9 protein-coding genes are annotated in these 16922 nt (G+C 36.1%); 7 read left to right on the forward strand and 2 right to left on the reverse strand.

Annotation, left to right across the window (positions count from 1 at the left end; all coding sequences use genetic code 11):
* Window positions 1-160: 160 nt before the first annotated feature.
* Both nagB and FLP_RS16510 read right to left on the reverse strand, forming a co-directional pair.
* Entirely contained in the window at window positions 161-2086 is a 1926-nt protein-coding gene (gene nagB / locus FLP_RS16505; RefSeq protein ID WP_065450620.1) for a glucosamine-6-phosphate deaminase, read from the reverse strand.
* Between the two features lie 137 nt (window positions 2087-2223).
* The gene (locus FLP_RS16510; protein WP_065450621.1) at window positions 2224-2973 is read right to left on the reverse strand and encodes a DeoR/GlpR family DNA-binding transcription regulator; all 750 of its coding nucleotides are present in this window, start codon (window positions 2971-2973) and stop codon (window positions 2224-2226) included.
* A 246-nt stretch (window positions 2974-3219) separates the two neighbouring features.
* Here FLP_RS16510 and FLP_RS16515 point away from each other — a divergent pair, with 246 nt between their 5' ends.
* The 7 genes from FLP_RS16515 to FLP_RS16545 all read left to right on the forward strand — a co-directional run bounded on the left by FLP_RS16515 (window position 3220) and on the right by FLP_RS16545 (window position 16891).
* Window positions 3220-6507 carry a SusC/RagA family TonB-linked outer membrane protein gene (locus FLP_RS16515; RefSeq protein WP_065450622.1) on the forward strand — a complete coding sequence of 1096 codons (3288 nt, stop codon included), beginning with the start codon at window positions 3220-3222 and terminating at the stop codon, window positions 6505-6507.
* A gap of 24 nt (window positions 6508-6531) precedes the next feature.
* Entirely contained in the window at window positions 6532-8265 is a 1734-nt protein-coding gene (locus tag FLP_RS16520) for a RagB/SusD family nutrient uptake outer membrane protein (RefSeq protein WP_065450623.1), read from the forward strand.
* 254 nt (window positions 8266-8519) lie between these two features.
* On the forward strand, window positions 8520-9719 hold the full coding sequence (locus FLP_RS16525) for an exo-beta-N-acetylmuramidase NamZ family protein (protein ID WP_065450624.1): 1200 nt from the start codon (window positions 8520-8522) through the stop codon (window positions 9717-9719).
* Between the two features lie 192 nt (window positions 9720-9911).
* A complete protein-coding gene (gene murQ, locus FLP_RS16530; protein WP_065450625.1) occupies window positions 9912-10739 on the forward strand; it encodes an N-acetylmuramic acid 6-phosphate etherase in 828 nt (275 codons plus the stop codon).
* Window positions 10740-10865: 126 nt separating this feature from the next.
* Window positions 10866-12371 (forward strand): sodium:solute symporter, encoded by a 1506-nt coding sequence (locus FLP_RS16535; protein ID WP_065450626.1) that lies wholly within the window; start codon window positions 10866-10868, stop codon window positions 12369-12371.
* 86 nt (window positions 12372-12457) lie between these two features.
* Complete coding sequence (locus FLP_RS16540; protein ID WP_065450627.1) at window positions 12458-15457, forward strand: serine hydrolase domain-containing protein; 3000 nt, start codon at window positions 12458-12460, stop codon at window positions 15455-15457.
* A gap of 225 nt (window positions 15458-15682) precedes the next feature.
* Window positions 15683-16891, forward strand: a complete 1209-nt coding sequence (locus FLP_RS16545; protein ID WP_065450628.1) for an anhydro-N-acetylmuramic acid kinase — start codon at window positions 15683-15685, stop codon at window positions 16889-16891.
* The last annotated feature ends 31 nt before the right edge of the window (window positions 16892-16922 follow it).

The raw sequence follows: 16922 nt of genomic DNA on the forward strand, positions 1-16922 counted from the left end.
TTTTAAACACATAGGAACATAGCCCATGAAACTTATTAAAAGGCGTTTCACTAATTTAAATACACATAGTTTGTATGTGAAAAAATTATAATTTTCTTAAATACTCTTTTGTTTTTTGTTTAAATCTATGTTTCTATGTGTTTAAAAAAAATTAGATGTATTAATAATCAAAACGTTTGAATGCTTCGATTGCTTCGTATTCTGCCAATCCTAAATCATCGTAAAGAATTGCTGTGTTTTTGTTACGGTCTTCGGCTCTCACCCAGAATTCCCTTGAGTCGTTTCCTTGAAACATTACCCGGTCTTTTTGAGATTGATGGTATAAAATGGCACTGCGTTTTAGCAATACTTCTGATGGAGAAAGCGGAACGGCCATGTCAATTTCGTGAATGTCCCATTCGTGCCACGCCCCTCTGTACAACCATAACCAGCAATCATCCATGTATTTTTCTGGTTTTAGCTCTTTCATGGCAGCAAAAATCGCATTCAGACAAACTTCATGCGTTCCGTGCGGATCGGCTAAATCTCCTGCGGCAAATACCTGATGAGGTTTTATTTTGGCTATAATATCTTTTACAATGGCAATATCTTCAGGACCTAACGGATTTTTCTTTACCTGTCCTGTTTCGTAAAACGGAAGATCTAAAAAGTGTGTATTTTCATCTTTTAAACCAATATATCTTGTGGCTGCATAAGATTCTCTTCTTCGGATTAATCCTTTTAATTTTCGAACTTCAAGAGAATCAATTTGGTTTTCGGATTTACTATTTAAAAAATCAATCACCGATTTAAAGTTGATTTGTGATTCTGCATCACCTAAAAAATCTTTGGCAACCTCAGCAAATTTTAATGCTTCATCATCTGTAACCGCTATATTTCCGGAAGTTTGATATACAACATGTACATCGTGACCTTGTTTTATTAATTTTGAAAAAGTTCCTCCCATAGAAATCACATCATCATCAGGATGTGGACTAAAAAGAATTACTCGTTTTTTTGCAGGATTAGCTCTCTCCGGACGATGAGAATCGTCTGTATTTGGTTTTCCTCCCGGCCAGCCTGTGATGGTATGCTGCAATACGTTGAACATATTAATATTCAAATCATACGCAGAACCTTCCTGAGCCAAAAGATCCGACATTCCGTTGTTGTTGTAGTCTCTGTCGGTCAATTTTAATATTGATTGTTTCGTTTCTCTGCAAAGCCAAACAATAGCTTTGCTTTTTAATTCCTGCGTCCAGGTACATCCGCCCACTAACCACGGCGTTTCAAATCGGGTTAATTCAGATGCAGAAAATTGGTCTAATACAAAAGTAGCATTAGCATGGTTTTGCAAAAAAGTAGCAGGAACATCTGAGGTTATTTCGCCCTGAATCGTTCTTTTAATAATAGACGCTTTATTTTGTCCCCAAGCCATTAGTACAATTCTTTTAGATCTAAGAATTGTCGAAACTCCCATTGTGATGGCTCTTTTAGGAACATTGTCGATTCCGTTAAAATCTGATGAAGCATCGACTCTTGTAATATGATCCAGTGTAATAATTCGGGTTCCTGAATTGATGTGCGATCCCGGTTCGTTGAAACCTACGTGACCGGTACGCCCAATTCCTAAAAGCTGAAAATCAAGTCCTCCGGCTTCTTTTATTTTCAATTCGTAATCAACACAATATTGGTTCAGTTCTTCGATCGCAACGGTTCCGTCAGGAATATTGATGTTTTCCGGTTTAATATCGATGTGATTAAAAAGATATTGATGCATGAAATAATGGTAGCTCTGACGGTTCTCTTTGGTCATTGGATAATATTCATCCAGATTAAAAGAGATCACATTATAAAAACTAAGACCATCTTCTTTGTGCATGCGCACCAATTCCTCGTATACTTTTATAGGTGATGATCCTGTGGCAAGTCCTAAAACACAAGATTCATTGTTGGCTTGTTTTGAACGGATTAATTCGGCTATTTCCTGAGCAACCATTTTTGAACCCTGAACAGAATTTTCGAAAATCACGTTATGATTTTTTTCAAATCGGGTTTCTTCAAATTTCCCGGGAATGTCGTAAGCCAAAGAAGTATTCGTTTTCATAATATATCTAAGTTAAAAAATTAGTTTTAACAAATATATATACAAAAAAGAGAATAATTACATTATTTTGCGTTATTTAACAAAATAAAATTCAAATAACGCAAAATAACGCAAAAAAATTGTAAGAGAATTGGAATTTATAGGATAAAAACACCTGACTTTTTGTATTCTTCCAGTCTTGCATCTTCCGGATTTAATTCGGTTACAATGGTGTCCAACAGATTTAAATCGCACACCACATGCGGCATTTTAGTATTGAGTTTATCCGAAGAAAACATCGACACAACCCTGTCAGAAGCCTCTATCATGGCTTTTTTGACAATTGAGATCTCATATCCAATCTCAGTCAACCCTTGTTTTATATTAATACTGCTGGCGCCTATAAAACAAATATCAGCTTTAATTTTTGATACAACCTGAATCACATCCATACCAATGGTTACCATTGCATTTTTTTGCATTTTGCCACCAATAAATATTAAATCGATATTGGGATGCTGAGATAATTGCATGGCGATTGGTAAACTATATGTATATATTGTAGCTTTTAGATCGGAAGGAATCAACTTTGCAAAAACCAAATTAGTGCTTCCGCCGCTCATTATAATAACCTGTCCGTCATGCAATAAAGAGAGTGCTTTTGTCACAATCCTTTTCTTTTCTTCCTCGGCAGCTATATTAATATTAAAAACATCAACGGATTTTTCCGAAACCTGCACAGCTCCGCCATACACCTTTTCCAGTAGCTTTTTACTGTCTAATTCGTTTAAATCACGCCTAATTGTATCTTCAGATAAATCAAGAGCCAAAGCTAAATCTGTTGTGACAACTTTCTGCTCTTCAATAAGCTTCGTCATTATATATTGATGTCTTTCGGCTTTCAGCATTTTTTTAAAAAGTTAAAATTCAGGACAAATATATCAAATATTTCAATTGAATAGCAGTGCTTTTGTAGGAAACTGCAATAGTTTGCAGAATTGCATTCAATATTATAAAGCAGAAAGATTTTACATATTAAATATGCGTTATTTTGCGTTATTTGAATTAATTTTCGAAAAAAGATACAAAAAACTGCATTTATATGCAATAAATAAATATATTTGCTCAACAACCATTAAAAAAACCAAATAATCATGAAAAAATTATTCCTTATTTCATTGTTGGTTTTGTTCATTCAAGTAACATTTGGGCAAACAAAAACAATTACCGGAACTGTAAAAAACAAAGCGGATGGGTTTCCTATACCAGGGGTTAGTATCCTTATTCAGGGAACTAAAAATGGTACCACTACCGACTTTGACGGAAACTACAGTATCCCAGCCTCACCAGGGCAAAGCTTAGTTTTTAGCTACATGGGATCTGAGACACAAGTGGTAAAAATTGAAGGACAGCAAAAAATAAACGTTTCTCTTGCTGAGACCACTTCAAAACTAGACGAAGTTGTAATTGTGGGATTCTCTTCTCAGAAAAAAACCAACTTAACCGGAGCTGTTGCCTCAATCGATGTAGCCAAAACTATTGGAAGCAGACCTCTTACAGATGTAAGTAAAGCATTACAAGGTACTACGCCAGGTGTAAATGTTAGTTTTAACTCAGGGAATATCAATCGTACGGCGAATATTAACATACGTGGAGCCGGAACTATTAATGGCTCAGACGCTCCTTTAATATTAGTTGATGGAGTTCCTACAGATTTATCACTTATCAATCCAAATGATATTGCTACAATGACGGTACTTAAAGATGCCGCTTCGGCTTCTATTTACGGTGCACGTGCTGCTTTTGGGGTTGTATTGATTACTACCAAAGGAGGAAAAACCGGAGAAGGAAAAGTGAGATTTTCTTATTCTGCCAATACCGCTTTCGTGAATCCTATTTCTACCTTAAAATTCTTAGATCCAACAGAAGAAATTCCCGGACTAATTGCTGCAGGAACACGTACCGATGGTGCTGTACCGGAGATTTTTGGAGCAAACTACAATACTTTACTTGCCGGAATTAAAAACTGGAAAGAAAAATATGCAAACAATCGTACCAGTCATGAAATGGTTTATGGTGAAGACTGGGAGATTAAAAATGGTACACCTTATTTCTACAGAGTTTGGGATGCTAATAAAGAATTGTATGCAAACAATGCGCTTCAAACTACTCACAATCTTTCGGCACAAGGTAACTTAGGAGATAAAAGTTCTTTCTTTGCTTCGTTTGCCCTTACTAACCAAGAGGGTATGTTGAGAGTAAATCAGGAACAAAGACAAAGAACCAACATCAATTTAGGATTCACTACAAAATTGGCCGACTGGCTTACGGGTGATTTCAAAGTAATGACTATTAACAGTACATACGACCAGCCATTTAACTACTACGGCGGTTCTGGTACTGATGATACAAGTTATGGAGGTTATTTTGGATATGCACTTCGCTGGGGACAATATTTTCCTAATTTTGGAACCTACAGAGGCTATAATTTCCGTACTGCGGGAGGATATATCGCTAATGCATCAAGAAATGAAAACATACAACGCAACAACAGATTAAGCGCTAAGTTTACAGCAGATATTACCAAAGATTTTAACGTGATTGCTGAAGTAAGCAGCGTAACTAATTTTTACAACAGAAAACAAAATGGTGGTAAATTCTTAGCGTGGGACAGCTGGTCTGCAATGCCATACGATGCTACCACAATTCAAACTGCAATTCCTGCAACTCTTGAAGCCGGAAATGATTATGTAGCACAATCTAAATCAGAGTCTGTTACAAATGTTGTGAATATTTATGCCAACTATAAAAAACAAATCAACAAACATAGTTTCAAGGTTTTAGGAGGTTTTAACTCTGAGTGGCAGGATTTCTCCCGTAACTACGCCAGAAGAAATACACTTTTAGACAAATCAAAACCGGAGTTTAATCTTGCAGTAGGAGAACAATTTGTTTCAGGATCTGCTAATACCTCACTTAATCCGGCCGAAACAACGTATTCTATTGCAGGTTTCTTTGGCCGTATCAACTACGATTATAACGGAATTTATTTATTAGAATTGAATGCTCGTTACGATGGTTCTTCAAAATTCCCTACAAACGAACAATGGGGATTCTTCCCTTCTGCTTCTGTAGGATATAAAATTGTGAATGAAAAATTCATGGAAAGCACACGCGGTTGGTTAAACGACCTTAAAATACGTGGTTCTATTGGTGCAATTGGAAATCAAAACGTAGGAAACAATGCTTTCTTATCGATCCTGAACTCTGCTAATCCTTCATGGGTAAACAGCGGTTCTACATTGCCTCCTTCTACAGGTTTACCAACTAACGTTGATCCTTCATTAACCTGGGAAAAAGTATACACCAAAGATTTGGGTATCGATATTAAAATATTTAACATGCTTGGTGCTTCTTTCGACTGGTACCAACGTGATACAAAAGGAATGTTGGCTCCTGGTATAACACTTCCGGGTTCATTTGGTCAAAATGCTGCGCAAACCAACTCAGGAAACATGAGAACAAGAGGTTGGGAATTGTCTTTGAACTTTAATAAAAACTTAAGCGAAAATGCTTCGGTATTTGTTGATGTAGCTTTATCTGATTACCAATCTGTAATTACAAAATGGAACAATACTTCTAAATTATTAGGTTTGGTTACTCCTACTACTTATCCTTATTATGATGGTTACGAAATTGGTCAAATCTGGGGTTTAACCAGCGACAGACTTCTTCAGGCTGATGACGTAATTACCAACAACGGAAAAACAGTAAATGGTGTTGATTATTCTAAAACAATGGTAGGTAACTTTAAATACGGAGCAGGAGATGTTCATTACGTAGATCTTGACGGAGACGGAGCGATCACACGTGGTGCAGGAACTGCAGACGATCACGGAGATTTGAAAAAAATTGGTAATACAACGCCACGTTACAAATACGGTATTACATTAGGTGGAAAATACCGCGGATTTGATATTTCCGGTTTCTTCCAGGGAGTTGGAAAACGTGATTACTGGGCTGCTTCAGATGCTGTATTGCCTTTCTATCGTGCACCTCAGCAAATGTATGCGAATCAGGCTGATTACTGGACACCGGAAAATACTCAGGCTTACTGGCCAAATCCATATTATGGAAATGAAGCCAATACTCTTGGCGCAGGTACTTCAGGTTCAAACAACTTTGTCAGCTCCACAAGATATTTGTTAGACATGTCTTATTTCCGTCTAAAAAATGTTACTCTTGGATATTCATTGCCAAAAGACTTAGTAAAAAGAGCTTTTTTAGAGAAAGTAAGAATTTATGCTTCAGGCGAAAACTTAGTAACATGGGCAGACAAACGTCTTCCTGTTGACCCTGAAATTGATGAAACAGAAGTGTTCTGGGGAAGAGCGTATCCTTATACCAAAACCATATCTTTTGGTGTTGAGCTTGCTTTCTAATACTAACTATTCAAAACTTTTAAAATGAAAAAATCAATTATAAAATCAAGATTTCTGCTAATGCTTGCCGCAGCTACAGTAGCGATGAGTGCAGTTAGTTGTTCAGACTATCTTACAGATGACCCTGCAGATAAATTTACAAATGAAAACTTTTGGCAATCAGAAGATAACGTAAAAACATTTTCATGGCTTAACTATGATACTTTTTATGGTTACGGAAATGGTACGACAATCGGACTTTCTTTTTTCTATTACCACGGAAGTGATTACAAAGTAGATGATAACTTATCAGCCTTTACTTTTTATCAAATGCCGGTTACCGCAGCAACTACTAATGTTTATTCCTGGAATGAATATTATACGCTTATTCGCCGTTGTAACTTGATGTTGGAAAAAATACCAACAGTGAGTATGTCTGCTGAGAAAAAGAACCATTATATTGGGGTAGCTAAATTCTTTAGAGCTTACACCTACTTTCGTTTAGTGCAAAAAATGGGAGATGTTCCTTATACTGATAAATATTTAATTCAGGGAGATCCGGCAGTTTATGCTCCGGCAACACCAAGGGGTGAAGTTATGGACAAAGTAATTGCAGAATTAGAAGAAGCTGCAAACTTAATGCTTGTTTCTGACGATAAAAATGCTACTGTAAACAAATACACAGCTTATGCAGCATTAAGTAATGCCTGCTTATACGAAGGAACATACAGAAAATATCATTTAGGTCAGGATGGCAGCGCTTATCTTAACAAAGCAAAAGTAGCTTCATTAGCAATAATGAACAATCCGGCTTATAAATTAAATGCAGACTGGAAATCACTTTACAATTCAGTTGAATTACTTGGAAATACAGAAGTGATATTGGCAAAACGTTATTTAACAAACGTATTGATGCACTCTCTTCAAAACTACACCAATACATCAACTATTCAATACGGCTTAACAAAATGGGCTGCTGACAGTTACGTAACTACAAACGGATTACCAATTCAACAAGCCGGAAATGCACAATATACTGGTGATGATAACGTAACAAAAACTTTTGCAAACAGAGATCCGCGTTTTGGTAAAACTGTAAATCCTGCAAATTATGGTTACAAAGGAAAACCTTTTGGTACAACGGCTTTAGTTTCGATGTCAGGATATGTATTCGAATTGTACAACAATCCTGCTACTACTGGTCCTGATGTTACTACAGGAGGACGAAATTATACTGATGCTCCAATCTTTACCTTAAGCGAAGTATATTTAAATTATGCCGAAGCTTGTGCTGAATTGGGTACCGCTACCAATAACGATCTTGATATTTCGATCAATAAAGTACGTGCACGTGCCGGAATTGCTGCTTTGACTACTGACGGAAACAATGCTTCTGCCGGAAATGTAGCAATCAATGATCCAAGAAGAACCTCAGCTTTAGAGCAAATCTCTGGTGTTGTTAGTCCGCTAATCTGGGAAGTACGTCGTGAACGTCAGATAGAATTCATGAGCTGGACTACATTAAGACAAGCTGATATTTACCGTTGGAAAAAAGGAGATTATCTTGATACTTCAAAAAATCCTGACGTAAATCTTGGAGCCAGAATTGGTACTCCTGTTGGATCACAAACTGTAGTTGATGGTAACGGATATGTGAAAATTTATCCTGCAAGTACAAGAACCTTTGAACCAAAACATTATTTAATGAATATCCCAACTAATGATATTGATTTATATAAAGCCCAAGGTGTTACATTAAAACAAAACCCGGGCTGGTAATCCTCAATTACCAAACCCATAAATAATACACTACCTCTGGGAAGTAAAACCAGAGGTAGTATTTTAAAATTATTCTTTGTAAAAAGACATAGCAGCATCTTACAAAAACAAAATACCGGTCTAAAAATCATAGACTTTCCTTTCCAGAATACCACACTACATCATCAAATCAAAAAAACTTACACTACCAATCAAATAATAATATAATTTTATTGAGTCAATTTTGTCTTCTCACTACTAAACTGTAATTTAAAATGATAAAATTCATAGCAAAAAGTGTCTTTATAGTAACTTCTGTAATTTACACGCCGTCTTATTCTAATTCATTTCAAAAAGCTGCAAAAAATAATCCTCACGAAATTACAGCCTCTTCCATTAAAACCGGAGCTGATAATTACGAAAAATACCTGCCTTTACTGAAAGATAAAAAAGTTGGAATCGTTACGAATCAAACCGGAATTTTATCTGATAAAACACATGTGGTAGATTTCTTATTAGAAAAGAAAATTGCCGTACAAACCATTTTTGCACCCGAACACGGATTTAGAGGAACTGCAGATGCAGGCGAACATGTAGTAGACGGAAAAGACCCAAAAACAGGATTACCTATCATCTCTCTTTACGGAGACAATAAAAAACCAAAAGCGGCACAATTGGCCGGAATCGATGTTATGATATTCGATTTGCAGGATGTTGGCGCGCGTTTTTATACCTATATTTCTTCTTTGCATTATGTAATGGAAGCTTGCGCAGAAAACGGAATTCCGCTTATTGTTCTGGACAGACCAAATCCAAATGGCGGTATCGTAGACGGACCACTTTTAGAAAAAGAATTTACGAGTTTTGTGGGCATGCACCCTATTCCGTTACTTCACGGTCTGACAATTGGGGAATATTCGAAAATGATCAATGGCGAAAAATGGCTTAAAAACGAAGTTCAATGTAAACTAACCGTTATTCCTTGTGTCGATTATAAACGAACTATGGAATACAGTTTACTGGCAAAACCATCACCCAATTTACCTAATGACCAATCGATAAACCTATACGCCAGTTTGTGTCTTTTTGAAGGAACAAACGTAAGTATGGGACGCGGAACCGAGAAACAATTTCAAATTTACGGTTCTCCTTTTTTAAAGAAAACCAATTTTACTTTTACTCCAAAACCAAATTTTGGAGCCAAAGATCCGCTTTATAACGGAAAAGAATGTTTTGGAGAAGATTTAACTTCCTATCCTAAACTCACTCAATTAGAACTTAAATGGCTGATAAAAGCCTATCAAAATACTAGTGATAAAACAAAATTCTTCAATCCCTTTTTTACCAAACTTGCCGGAACTAAAAAGCTGCAACAGCAAATCGAAAGCGGAGTTTCTGAAAATGAAATAAGAAAGAGCTGGCAGAAAGATTTAGAAGCCTTCAAAAAAATGAGAAAAGCTTACCTAATCTATTAAAACAAGTGTTTTTTCTACGTAGTTCTTATGTGCATTTTAAATAAGTAAAACGCCTTTTTTAAAGTAATAAAAGCTATGTTTCTTGTGTTAAGAAAATCACACCCTGCTTATAAAGACAAACCAATTAATTGCAAAATATCGAAACCGAATTATTAAACCAACTTTGGTTTCAAAAATCAAAAAAAAAGAAAAATGAAAAATAAAAATCCTGAAACTGAACAAGAATCTTTGTACAAAGACTTGGATCAAATGAGCGTGAAAGAACTTCTTACGAATATCAATACAGAAGATAAAAAAGTGCCGCATATTATCGAAGAGCAGATTCCTAAAATTGAGAAACTGGTGAAAGCGATTGTGAAAAAAATGCAGTTGGGCGGCAGATTATTTTATATTGGAGCAGGAACTTCGGGACGAATTGGAATTTTGGATGCATCAGAATGTCCTCCAACTTTTGGCGTGCCGCATGATATGATTATCGGAATAATTGCCGGTGGAGATACTGCCATTAGAAAAGCAGTTGAAAACGCCGAAGACGACACTGAACAAGCATGGAAGGACTTAGCTAAATTTGAAATTTCAAGTCTGGATTTCATTATTGGGATTGCAGCTTCAGGAAACACGCCTTATGTTTTAGGTGCTTTGAAAAAAGCAAAAGAACACAACATCAAAACCGGAAGTATTTCGTGCATCAGCAACGGACTTATTGCGCAGGAAGCCGATTATCCTATCGAATTGATCGTAGGACCTGAGTTCTTAACGGGAAGCACGAGAATGAAAGCCGGAACAGCCCAAAAACTAACCTTAAACATGATCTCTACTTCGGTTATGATTAAGTTAGGAAAAGTAAAAGGCAACAAAATGGTAGACATGCAATTGTCAAACGAAAAACTGGTAAAACGCGGCATCAAGATGATTATGGAAGAACTTGGAATTGAATATGATTTAGCCGAAGAATTACTGCAAAAACACAAAAGCGTAAGAGCCGTTTTATTGTCTCAAAGCAAAAATCAGGAAAACTAGAACCAAACATGACAGGTTTTTATCCCGAAAATTCGGGACTGTTAGGTTTAATCAACCGTTTTATTCATCTTTGATTCACTTTTGATTCACCAAAATTCATTAAGAACCAACTACCAAAACTATACAATGACACCAAGTACCATCCTTCTTCTTATCATCATTTATTTCGGAACTTTATTCTACATCTCGCATCGGGTGAGTAGAAAAGACGGCGGAAATGATGCTTTTTTTACCGCCAATAAAAACTCAAAATGGTATCTGGTTGCTTTTGGGATGATAGGAACGGCACTTTCAGGAGTAACCTTTATATCTGTTCCGGGAGAAGTTGGCGCACCAAGTGGCGAGCAATTCAAGTATTTTCAGTTTGTTTTGGGTAATGCAATAGGTTTTATAGTAATCACAAAATTATTATTGCCGTTGTATTATCGAATGAATTTAACTTCGATTTATGGCTATATCGAGCAACGAATGGGCTTTTATAGCTATAAAACCGCAGCGTCTATTTTCCTGATCAGCAGAACGGTAAGCTCGGCGTTCCGACTTTATTTGGTTGTGATTGTACTACAGCGTTTTGTATTCGATTTTTATCATATTCCGTTTGCCGTTACAGTTTTGATTTCATTGTTGCTAATTTTTTCTTATACATACAGAGGCGGCTTAAAAACGATTATTATAACCGATACTTTACAGACTTTTTTTCTGGTAACCTCTGTTTTTCTTACCATTTATTTCATCTGCGACCGTATGGATTTAAGTGCGATTGGCGCTTTCGAAGAAGTAAAAAACAGTAATTATTCTAAAATATTTTTCTTTGATGATTTTCTGGGAAGTAAATTCCATTTTGTCAAACAAATATTAGGCGGAATGTTTGTAACCATTGCCATGACAGGATTGGATCAGGATTTAATGCAAAAAAACCTGAGCTGTAAAAACATTGGCGAAGCACAAAAAAACATGTTCACTTTTACAGGAATCTTTGTTGTAATCAACATTTTCTTTTTGAGTGTTGGTGCTTTACTTTATATCTATGCCAACAAAAACGGCATCGCAATCCCTACTGATTTAGTAACCGGCAAACCAAGAACCGATTTACTTTTCCCGGAAATCGCACTGAATCATTTGGCTACAATTCCGGCAATTGTATTTTTATTAGGAATCATTGCAGCGACATTTGCTACGACAGATTCTGCCTTAACAGCTTTAACTACTTCTTTTTGCGTTGATTTTTTAGGTATGGATAAAGCCGAAAACAGCAAGAAAAATACCGTTAGAACAAGACATTTAGTTCACATTAGTTTCTCTGCATTGATTTTCTTTGTCATCCTAATTTTCAATTCGATCAACGATAGTTCAGTGGTTGGAATGATCTTCAAAGTGGCGTCTTATACTTATGGTCCATTATTAGGATTATACGCTTTTGGATTGTTCCAGAAATCAAGACATGTAAAAGATAAATTTGTTCCGGTAATTTGTTTATTATCGCCTTTCTTCACGTATTTAATCAATGAAAATTCAGCAATGTTATTTTCAGGATATGTTTTTGATAATGAATTAATTGTACTAAACGGACTCATAACGTATTTAGGATTATACCTGACAAGTTCCCGCAGCACTGAAAAAATAAGTTTTTAAAACCACCTTAAAAACACAACTCTATTGAATAATCAATTGAAACTTTTTGAAAAAATAAGATTTCAATTGCCCAAAAAATAATAAACATGAAAGATTACATCATAAAAATCAGCCTTTGCGCTTCATTTTTATTTTTAATCACCAATTGTGGCGTTTCAAAAAAAAACAATACAATTAAAGATTTAAAAACAGATCCCGTTACTACAGATACAGTCGTTTATACGGCTCCAAAAACATCTGAGAAAAAGACTTTTTTCAAAGATTCAGATAAAGAGACTGCCTGGGTCGACAGTATTTACAACAAAATGTCACTTCGTGAAAAAGTAGGTCAATTGTTTATGATTTCGGCTTATTCGAATAAAGATTCTGTTCACGTAAACGAAGTCAATAAACTGGTTCAGGATTATAAAGTAGGCGGAGTAATCTTTTTTCAGGGCGGGCCGGTTCGTCAGGCGAAATTGACCAATCTGTACCAATCGAAAGCAAAAGTGCCTTTGTTCGTAGGAATTGATGCCGAATGGGGATTGGCAATGCGATTGGATTCTACTTACCGATATCCGTGGAATATGACTTTGGGCGCGATTCAGGATTTGAATTTAATTGAGAAAGTGGGTCGAAATATGGCCAACGAAAACAAACGAATCGGAATTCATTTTAATTTTGCTCCGGTTTTAGATATCAATACCAACCCTAAAAATCCAATAATTGGAAACCGTTCTTTTGGCGAAGACAAAGTTAATGTAAGCGAAAAAGCGATTGCTTTAATGAAAGGCGTACAAAGTCAGGGCGTTTTTAGTACCGGAAAACATTTCCCCGGACATGGCGATACCGCAACAGATTCTCATCAAGCTTTGCCTTTGGTTACTTTTTCGAAAGAAAGACTGGAGCAAATCGAATTATATCCGTACAAAAGAATATTTGATGAAGGTTTAGTTTCGGTGATGGTTGGGCATCTTAATATTCCAAGTTTAGAAACAACTCCAAATATGCCTTCTTCGGCTTCTTATAATGTAGTGACCAACCTGCTTCAAAAAGAGTTAGGTTTTGAAGGTTTAATTTTTACAGATGGTTTGGCCATGAAAGGCGCCAGTAATTTTAAAGGTCCCGGAGATTTAGAAATCGCGGTAATTCTTGCCGGAAATGATATTTTACTTTGTCCTGAAAATATTCCCGTAGCGGTGCAAAAACTGGAAGCAGCCTATAATGAAAATGTGATTACTGAGGAACGCCTGGCACATTCGGTAAAAAAAATACTGCATTATAAATTCAAAGCAGGATTAAATCATTACAAGCCAATTGATATGGCTAATATTTATACGGATCTTAATCCGTCGCAAAATGATGCGCTGCATTATCAATTGTATGAAAACGCCATTACTGTTTTAAAAAATGAAAAGGAAATATTGCCTATAAAAGAACTCGATCAAAAAATTGCCTACGTAAAATTAGGCGATGATACGAACAGTACTTTTGTTTCTACATTAAAAAAATATACCGAAATAACAGAAGTTAAAGACACCAATCTTGACAGCCTGAATAAGGAATTGAGAAAATTTGACAAGGTAATTATCAGCTTTCATAAAGTAAATAAACCTTGGGAAAAACAAGAATTTACTTTAACCGAAATGCTTTGGCTGAAAGAAATTGCGAAACACAACGACGTAATTCTCGACATTTTTGCGAAGCCTTATTCATTATTGTCCATTTCTGATTTTGATGATATTGAAGGCTTGGTGGTTTCGTACCAAAATTCAGATATCAGTCAGGTCGTTTCTGCCGAATTACTTTTTGGTGCTATTGCAGCCAAAGGAAAACTGCCGGTATCCATCAATACTTCATTCAAAGTAAATGACGGATTAACGACCGAAAAATTGAATCGTCTCGCTTTTACCGCTCCGGAAAATGTGAATATGAATCCCGCCATTCTATCAAAAATCGATGCGGTGGCGCAAAAAGCAATTGACGGCAAAATGGCGCCGGGAATGCAGGTTTTGGTGGCCAGAAAAGGAAGTGTAATTTTTCAGAAATCATACGGAAATCAAACTTATGAGAACGGGAAAAAAGTAACCAACACCGATTTATATGATGTTGCTTCTATTTCGAAAATGATTTCGACATTGCCCAACGTGATGCAATTGTACGATAAAGAAAAAGTAAATCTCGATACCAAATTGAAAGATATGGTGCCGTTTTTTGCCAAAACAAACAAAGAAAACATCATTTTCAAGGATTTACTAACGCATTATGCCGGACTTCAGGCTTGGATTCCTTTTTATAAAGCCACTTTAGACAATCAGGGAAAACCTTCTGAAAAATACTATCGTAAAATTGCCGGACCTGACTTTACCACAAAAGTGGCAGACAACCTTTACATTCGAAATGATTATCACGATACGATCATGAAAATCATTGCCGATAGTCCGGTATCGCTTAAAAAAGAATACAAATACAGCGACTTTACTTTTATCATTTTAAAAGAATATCTGGAAAGAAAAACGCATAAAAAACTGGAAGATCTGAGCCAACAGAATTTTTACAGCACACTGGGGATGAACAATACGCTTTACAATCCGTTAGATAAATTCGATAAAAGCAACATTGCCCCTACCGAAGTTGATACGTATTTCAGGCATCAGGTTATTCAGGGTTATGTGCACGATATGGCAGCAGCAATGGAAGGCGGAGTTGCCGGTCATGCCGGAATTTTTTCTAACGCTATGGATGTTGCCAAAATGATGCAAATGTATTTGCAAAAAGGAAATTACGGTAATAAAGAATATTTCTCTCCACAAACATTTGATGCCTTTAATACTTGTTATTATGCCAATCAAGGCGTTCAGAGAGGTTTAGGTTTTGATAAACGAATTGGTAAAGACGGACCAACCTGTGCTTGTGTATCGCCATCAAGTTTTGGTCATACCGGATTTACAGGAAACATCGCCTGGGTAGATCCTGAAACAGAAATTGTTTATGTATTTTTATCCAACAGAACCTATCCGGGAACAAATGGCGATGAGAATAAATTAGCAAAAGGAAAAATTAGAGAAGAAATTCAGCAAATTATTCAGGAAGCTATTATAAAATAAAAAAATACGAGTTGGCTTATAAGTGGGCATTTTTTTTAAACACATAGAAACATAGTTTTCTGTTTTTAAAAAGAATTCAAAAAAGAAATACATTTCTTTCGCATAGCTGGATATGTGTATTTTAAACAATTGAAACGCCTATTTTGAGTTGTAAAATCTATGTTTCTATCTGTTTAAAATAATTATACACAACGAAGAATAATTTTCTTAAAAAAAAACAATGTTATGAATGCAAATCTGGAATCACTCTATAAAATTGCCCAAAAACCATCACGAACTATTATCGGATTAATGTCTGGTACTTCATTGGATGGTTTGGATGTGGCTTTATGCGAAATTTCAGGTTCAGGCGACACTACGGAAGTGCGATTAATTCAATTTGACACCGTTGATTATTCTGAAGAAGCAAAAACCGAAATCAGAAACGTATTTGCCAAACCCACTATCGATTTTCAGAATTTGGTTTTATTGAATGAATGGATCGGAATTCTTCATGCCAATATTATTCTGGATCGTTTGAACCATTGGAAAATTCCGGCTGAAAAAATAGATTTGGTGGCTTCCCACGGACAAACTGTTTTTCATGCTCCGAAAATTTTGCATCAGCAGGAAAAATTTCCAAACGGTACTTTGCAAATTGGCGACGGAGATCATATTGCTGTAAAAACCGGCATTATAACCATTTCTGACTTCAGGCAAAAACACCTTGCTGCCGGCGGCGAAGGAGCACCATTGGCCGTTTACGGAGATTACTTTTTGTTTGGAAAAAAAGACGAAAACCGCATTATGCTCAATATGGGCGGTATTGCTAATTTTACTTATTTGCCCTCAAGTAATAATCCCGAAGAAGTTTTTGTTACCGATACAGGAACAGGAAATACGCTAATTGATGCTTTGACCCGACTTCATTTTCCTGAAAAATCGTATGACAAAGATGCCGAAATTGCGAAACAAGGCCATGTCAATTCTGCTCTTCTAAAAGCTTTAAAAGAAGATGAATTCTTTGTTAAGCCTTTCCCTAAAACTACAGGTCCGGAACTTTTTAGTATTGACTATGTTCGAAAAGCGCAAACCCAAAGCAATACCCAAAATATTACTATCGAAGACTTATTAGCAACATTAACCCGATTTAGCGCAGAAACAATTGCAGAAGCTATACATTCGGCCATAAACAATACCAAGTATTCTCCTGAAACTTTCACCATTTATATGTCAGGCGGAGGCGCGCACAACCCATTATTAGTGGGTTGGCTAAAAGAATTATTGCCTTGTACTTTTGAAAATACCGATGTTTTAGGCATTTCAGGCGATGCAAAAGAAGCCATATTATTTGCCATTTTAGCCAATGAAACCGTTTCCGGAGGTACTTCTGATTTTGGCCCACGAAAAAGAATTCCATCCGTATCGATGGGAAAAATTTCTTTTCCGAATTAAAAAAACAATCCCAATTTTCTCTTTTTTTAGA

It is taken from the genome of Flavobacterium piscis (assembly GCF_001686925.1).
Classification (GTDB): Bacteria; Bacteroidota; Bacteroidia; order Flavobacteriales; family Flavobacteriaceae; genus Flavobacterium; species Flavobacterium piscis.

Coding starts and splice junctions, on each gene's coding strand:
- nagB (WP_065450620.1), bottom strand. CDS start 2,086: ATGAAAACGAATACTTCTTTGGCTTACGACATTCCCGGGAAATTTGAA.
- FLP_RS16510 (WP_065450621.1), bottom strand. CDS start 2,973: ATGCTGAAAGCCGAAAGACATCAATATATAATGACGAAGCTTATTGAA.
- FLP_RS16515 (WP_065450622.1), top strand. CDS start 3,220: ATGAAAAAATTATTCCTTATTTCATTGTTGGTTTTGTTCATTCAAGTA.
- FLP_RS16520 (WP_065450623.1), top strand. CDS start 6,532: ATGAAAAAATCAATTATAAAATCAAGATTTCTGCTAATGCTTGCCGCA.
- FLP_RS16525 (WP_065450624.1), top strand. CDS start 8,520: ATGATAAAATTCATAGCAAAAAGTGTCTTTATAGTAACTTCTGTAATT.
- murQ (WP_065450625.1), top strand. CDS start 9,912: ATGAAAAATAAAAATCCTGAAACTGAACAAGAATCTTTGTACAAAGAC.
- FLP_RS16535 (WP_065450626.1), top strand. CDS start 10,866: ATGACACCAAGTACCATCCTTCTTCTTATCATCATTTATTTCGGAACT.
- FLP_RS16540 (WP_065450627.1), top strand. CDS start 12,458: ATGAAAGATTACATCATAAAAATCAGCCTTTGCGCTTCATTTTTATTT.
- FLP_RS16545 (WP_065450628.1), top strand. CDS start 15,683: ATGAATGCAAATCTGGAATCACTCTATAAAATTGCCCAAAAACCATCA.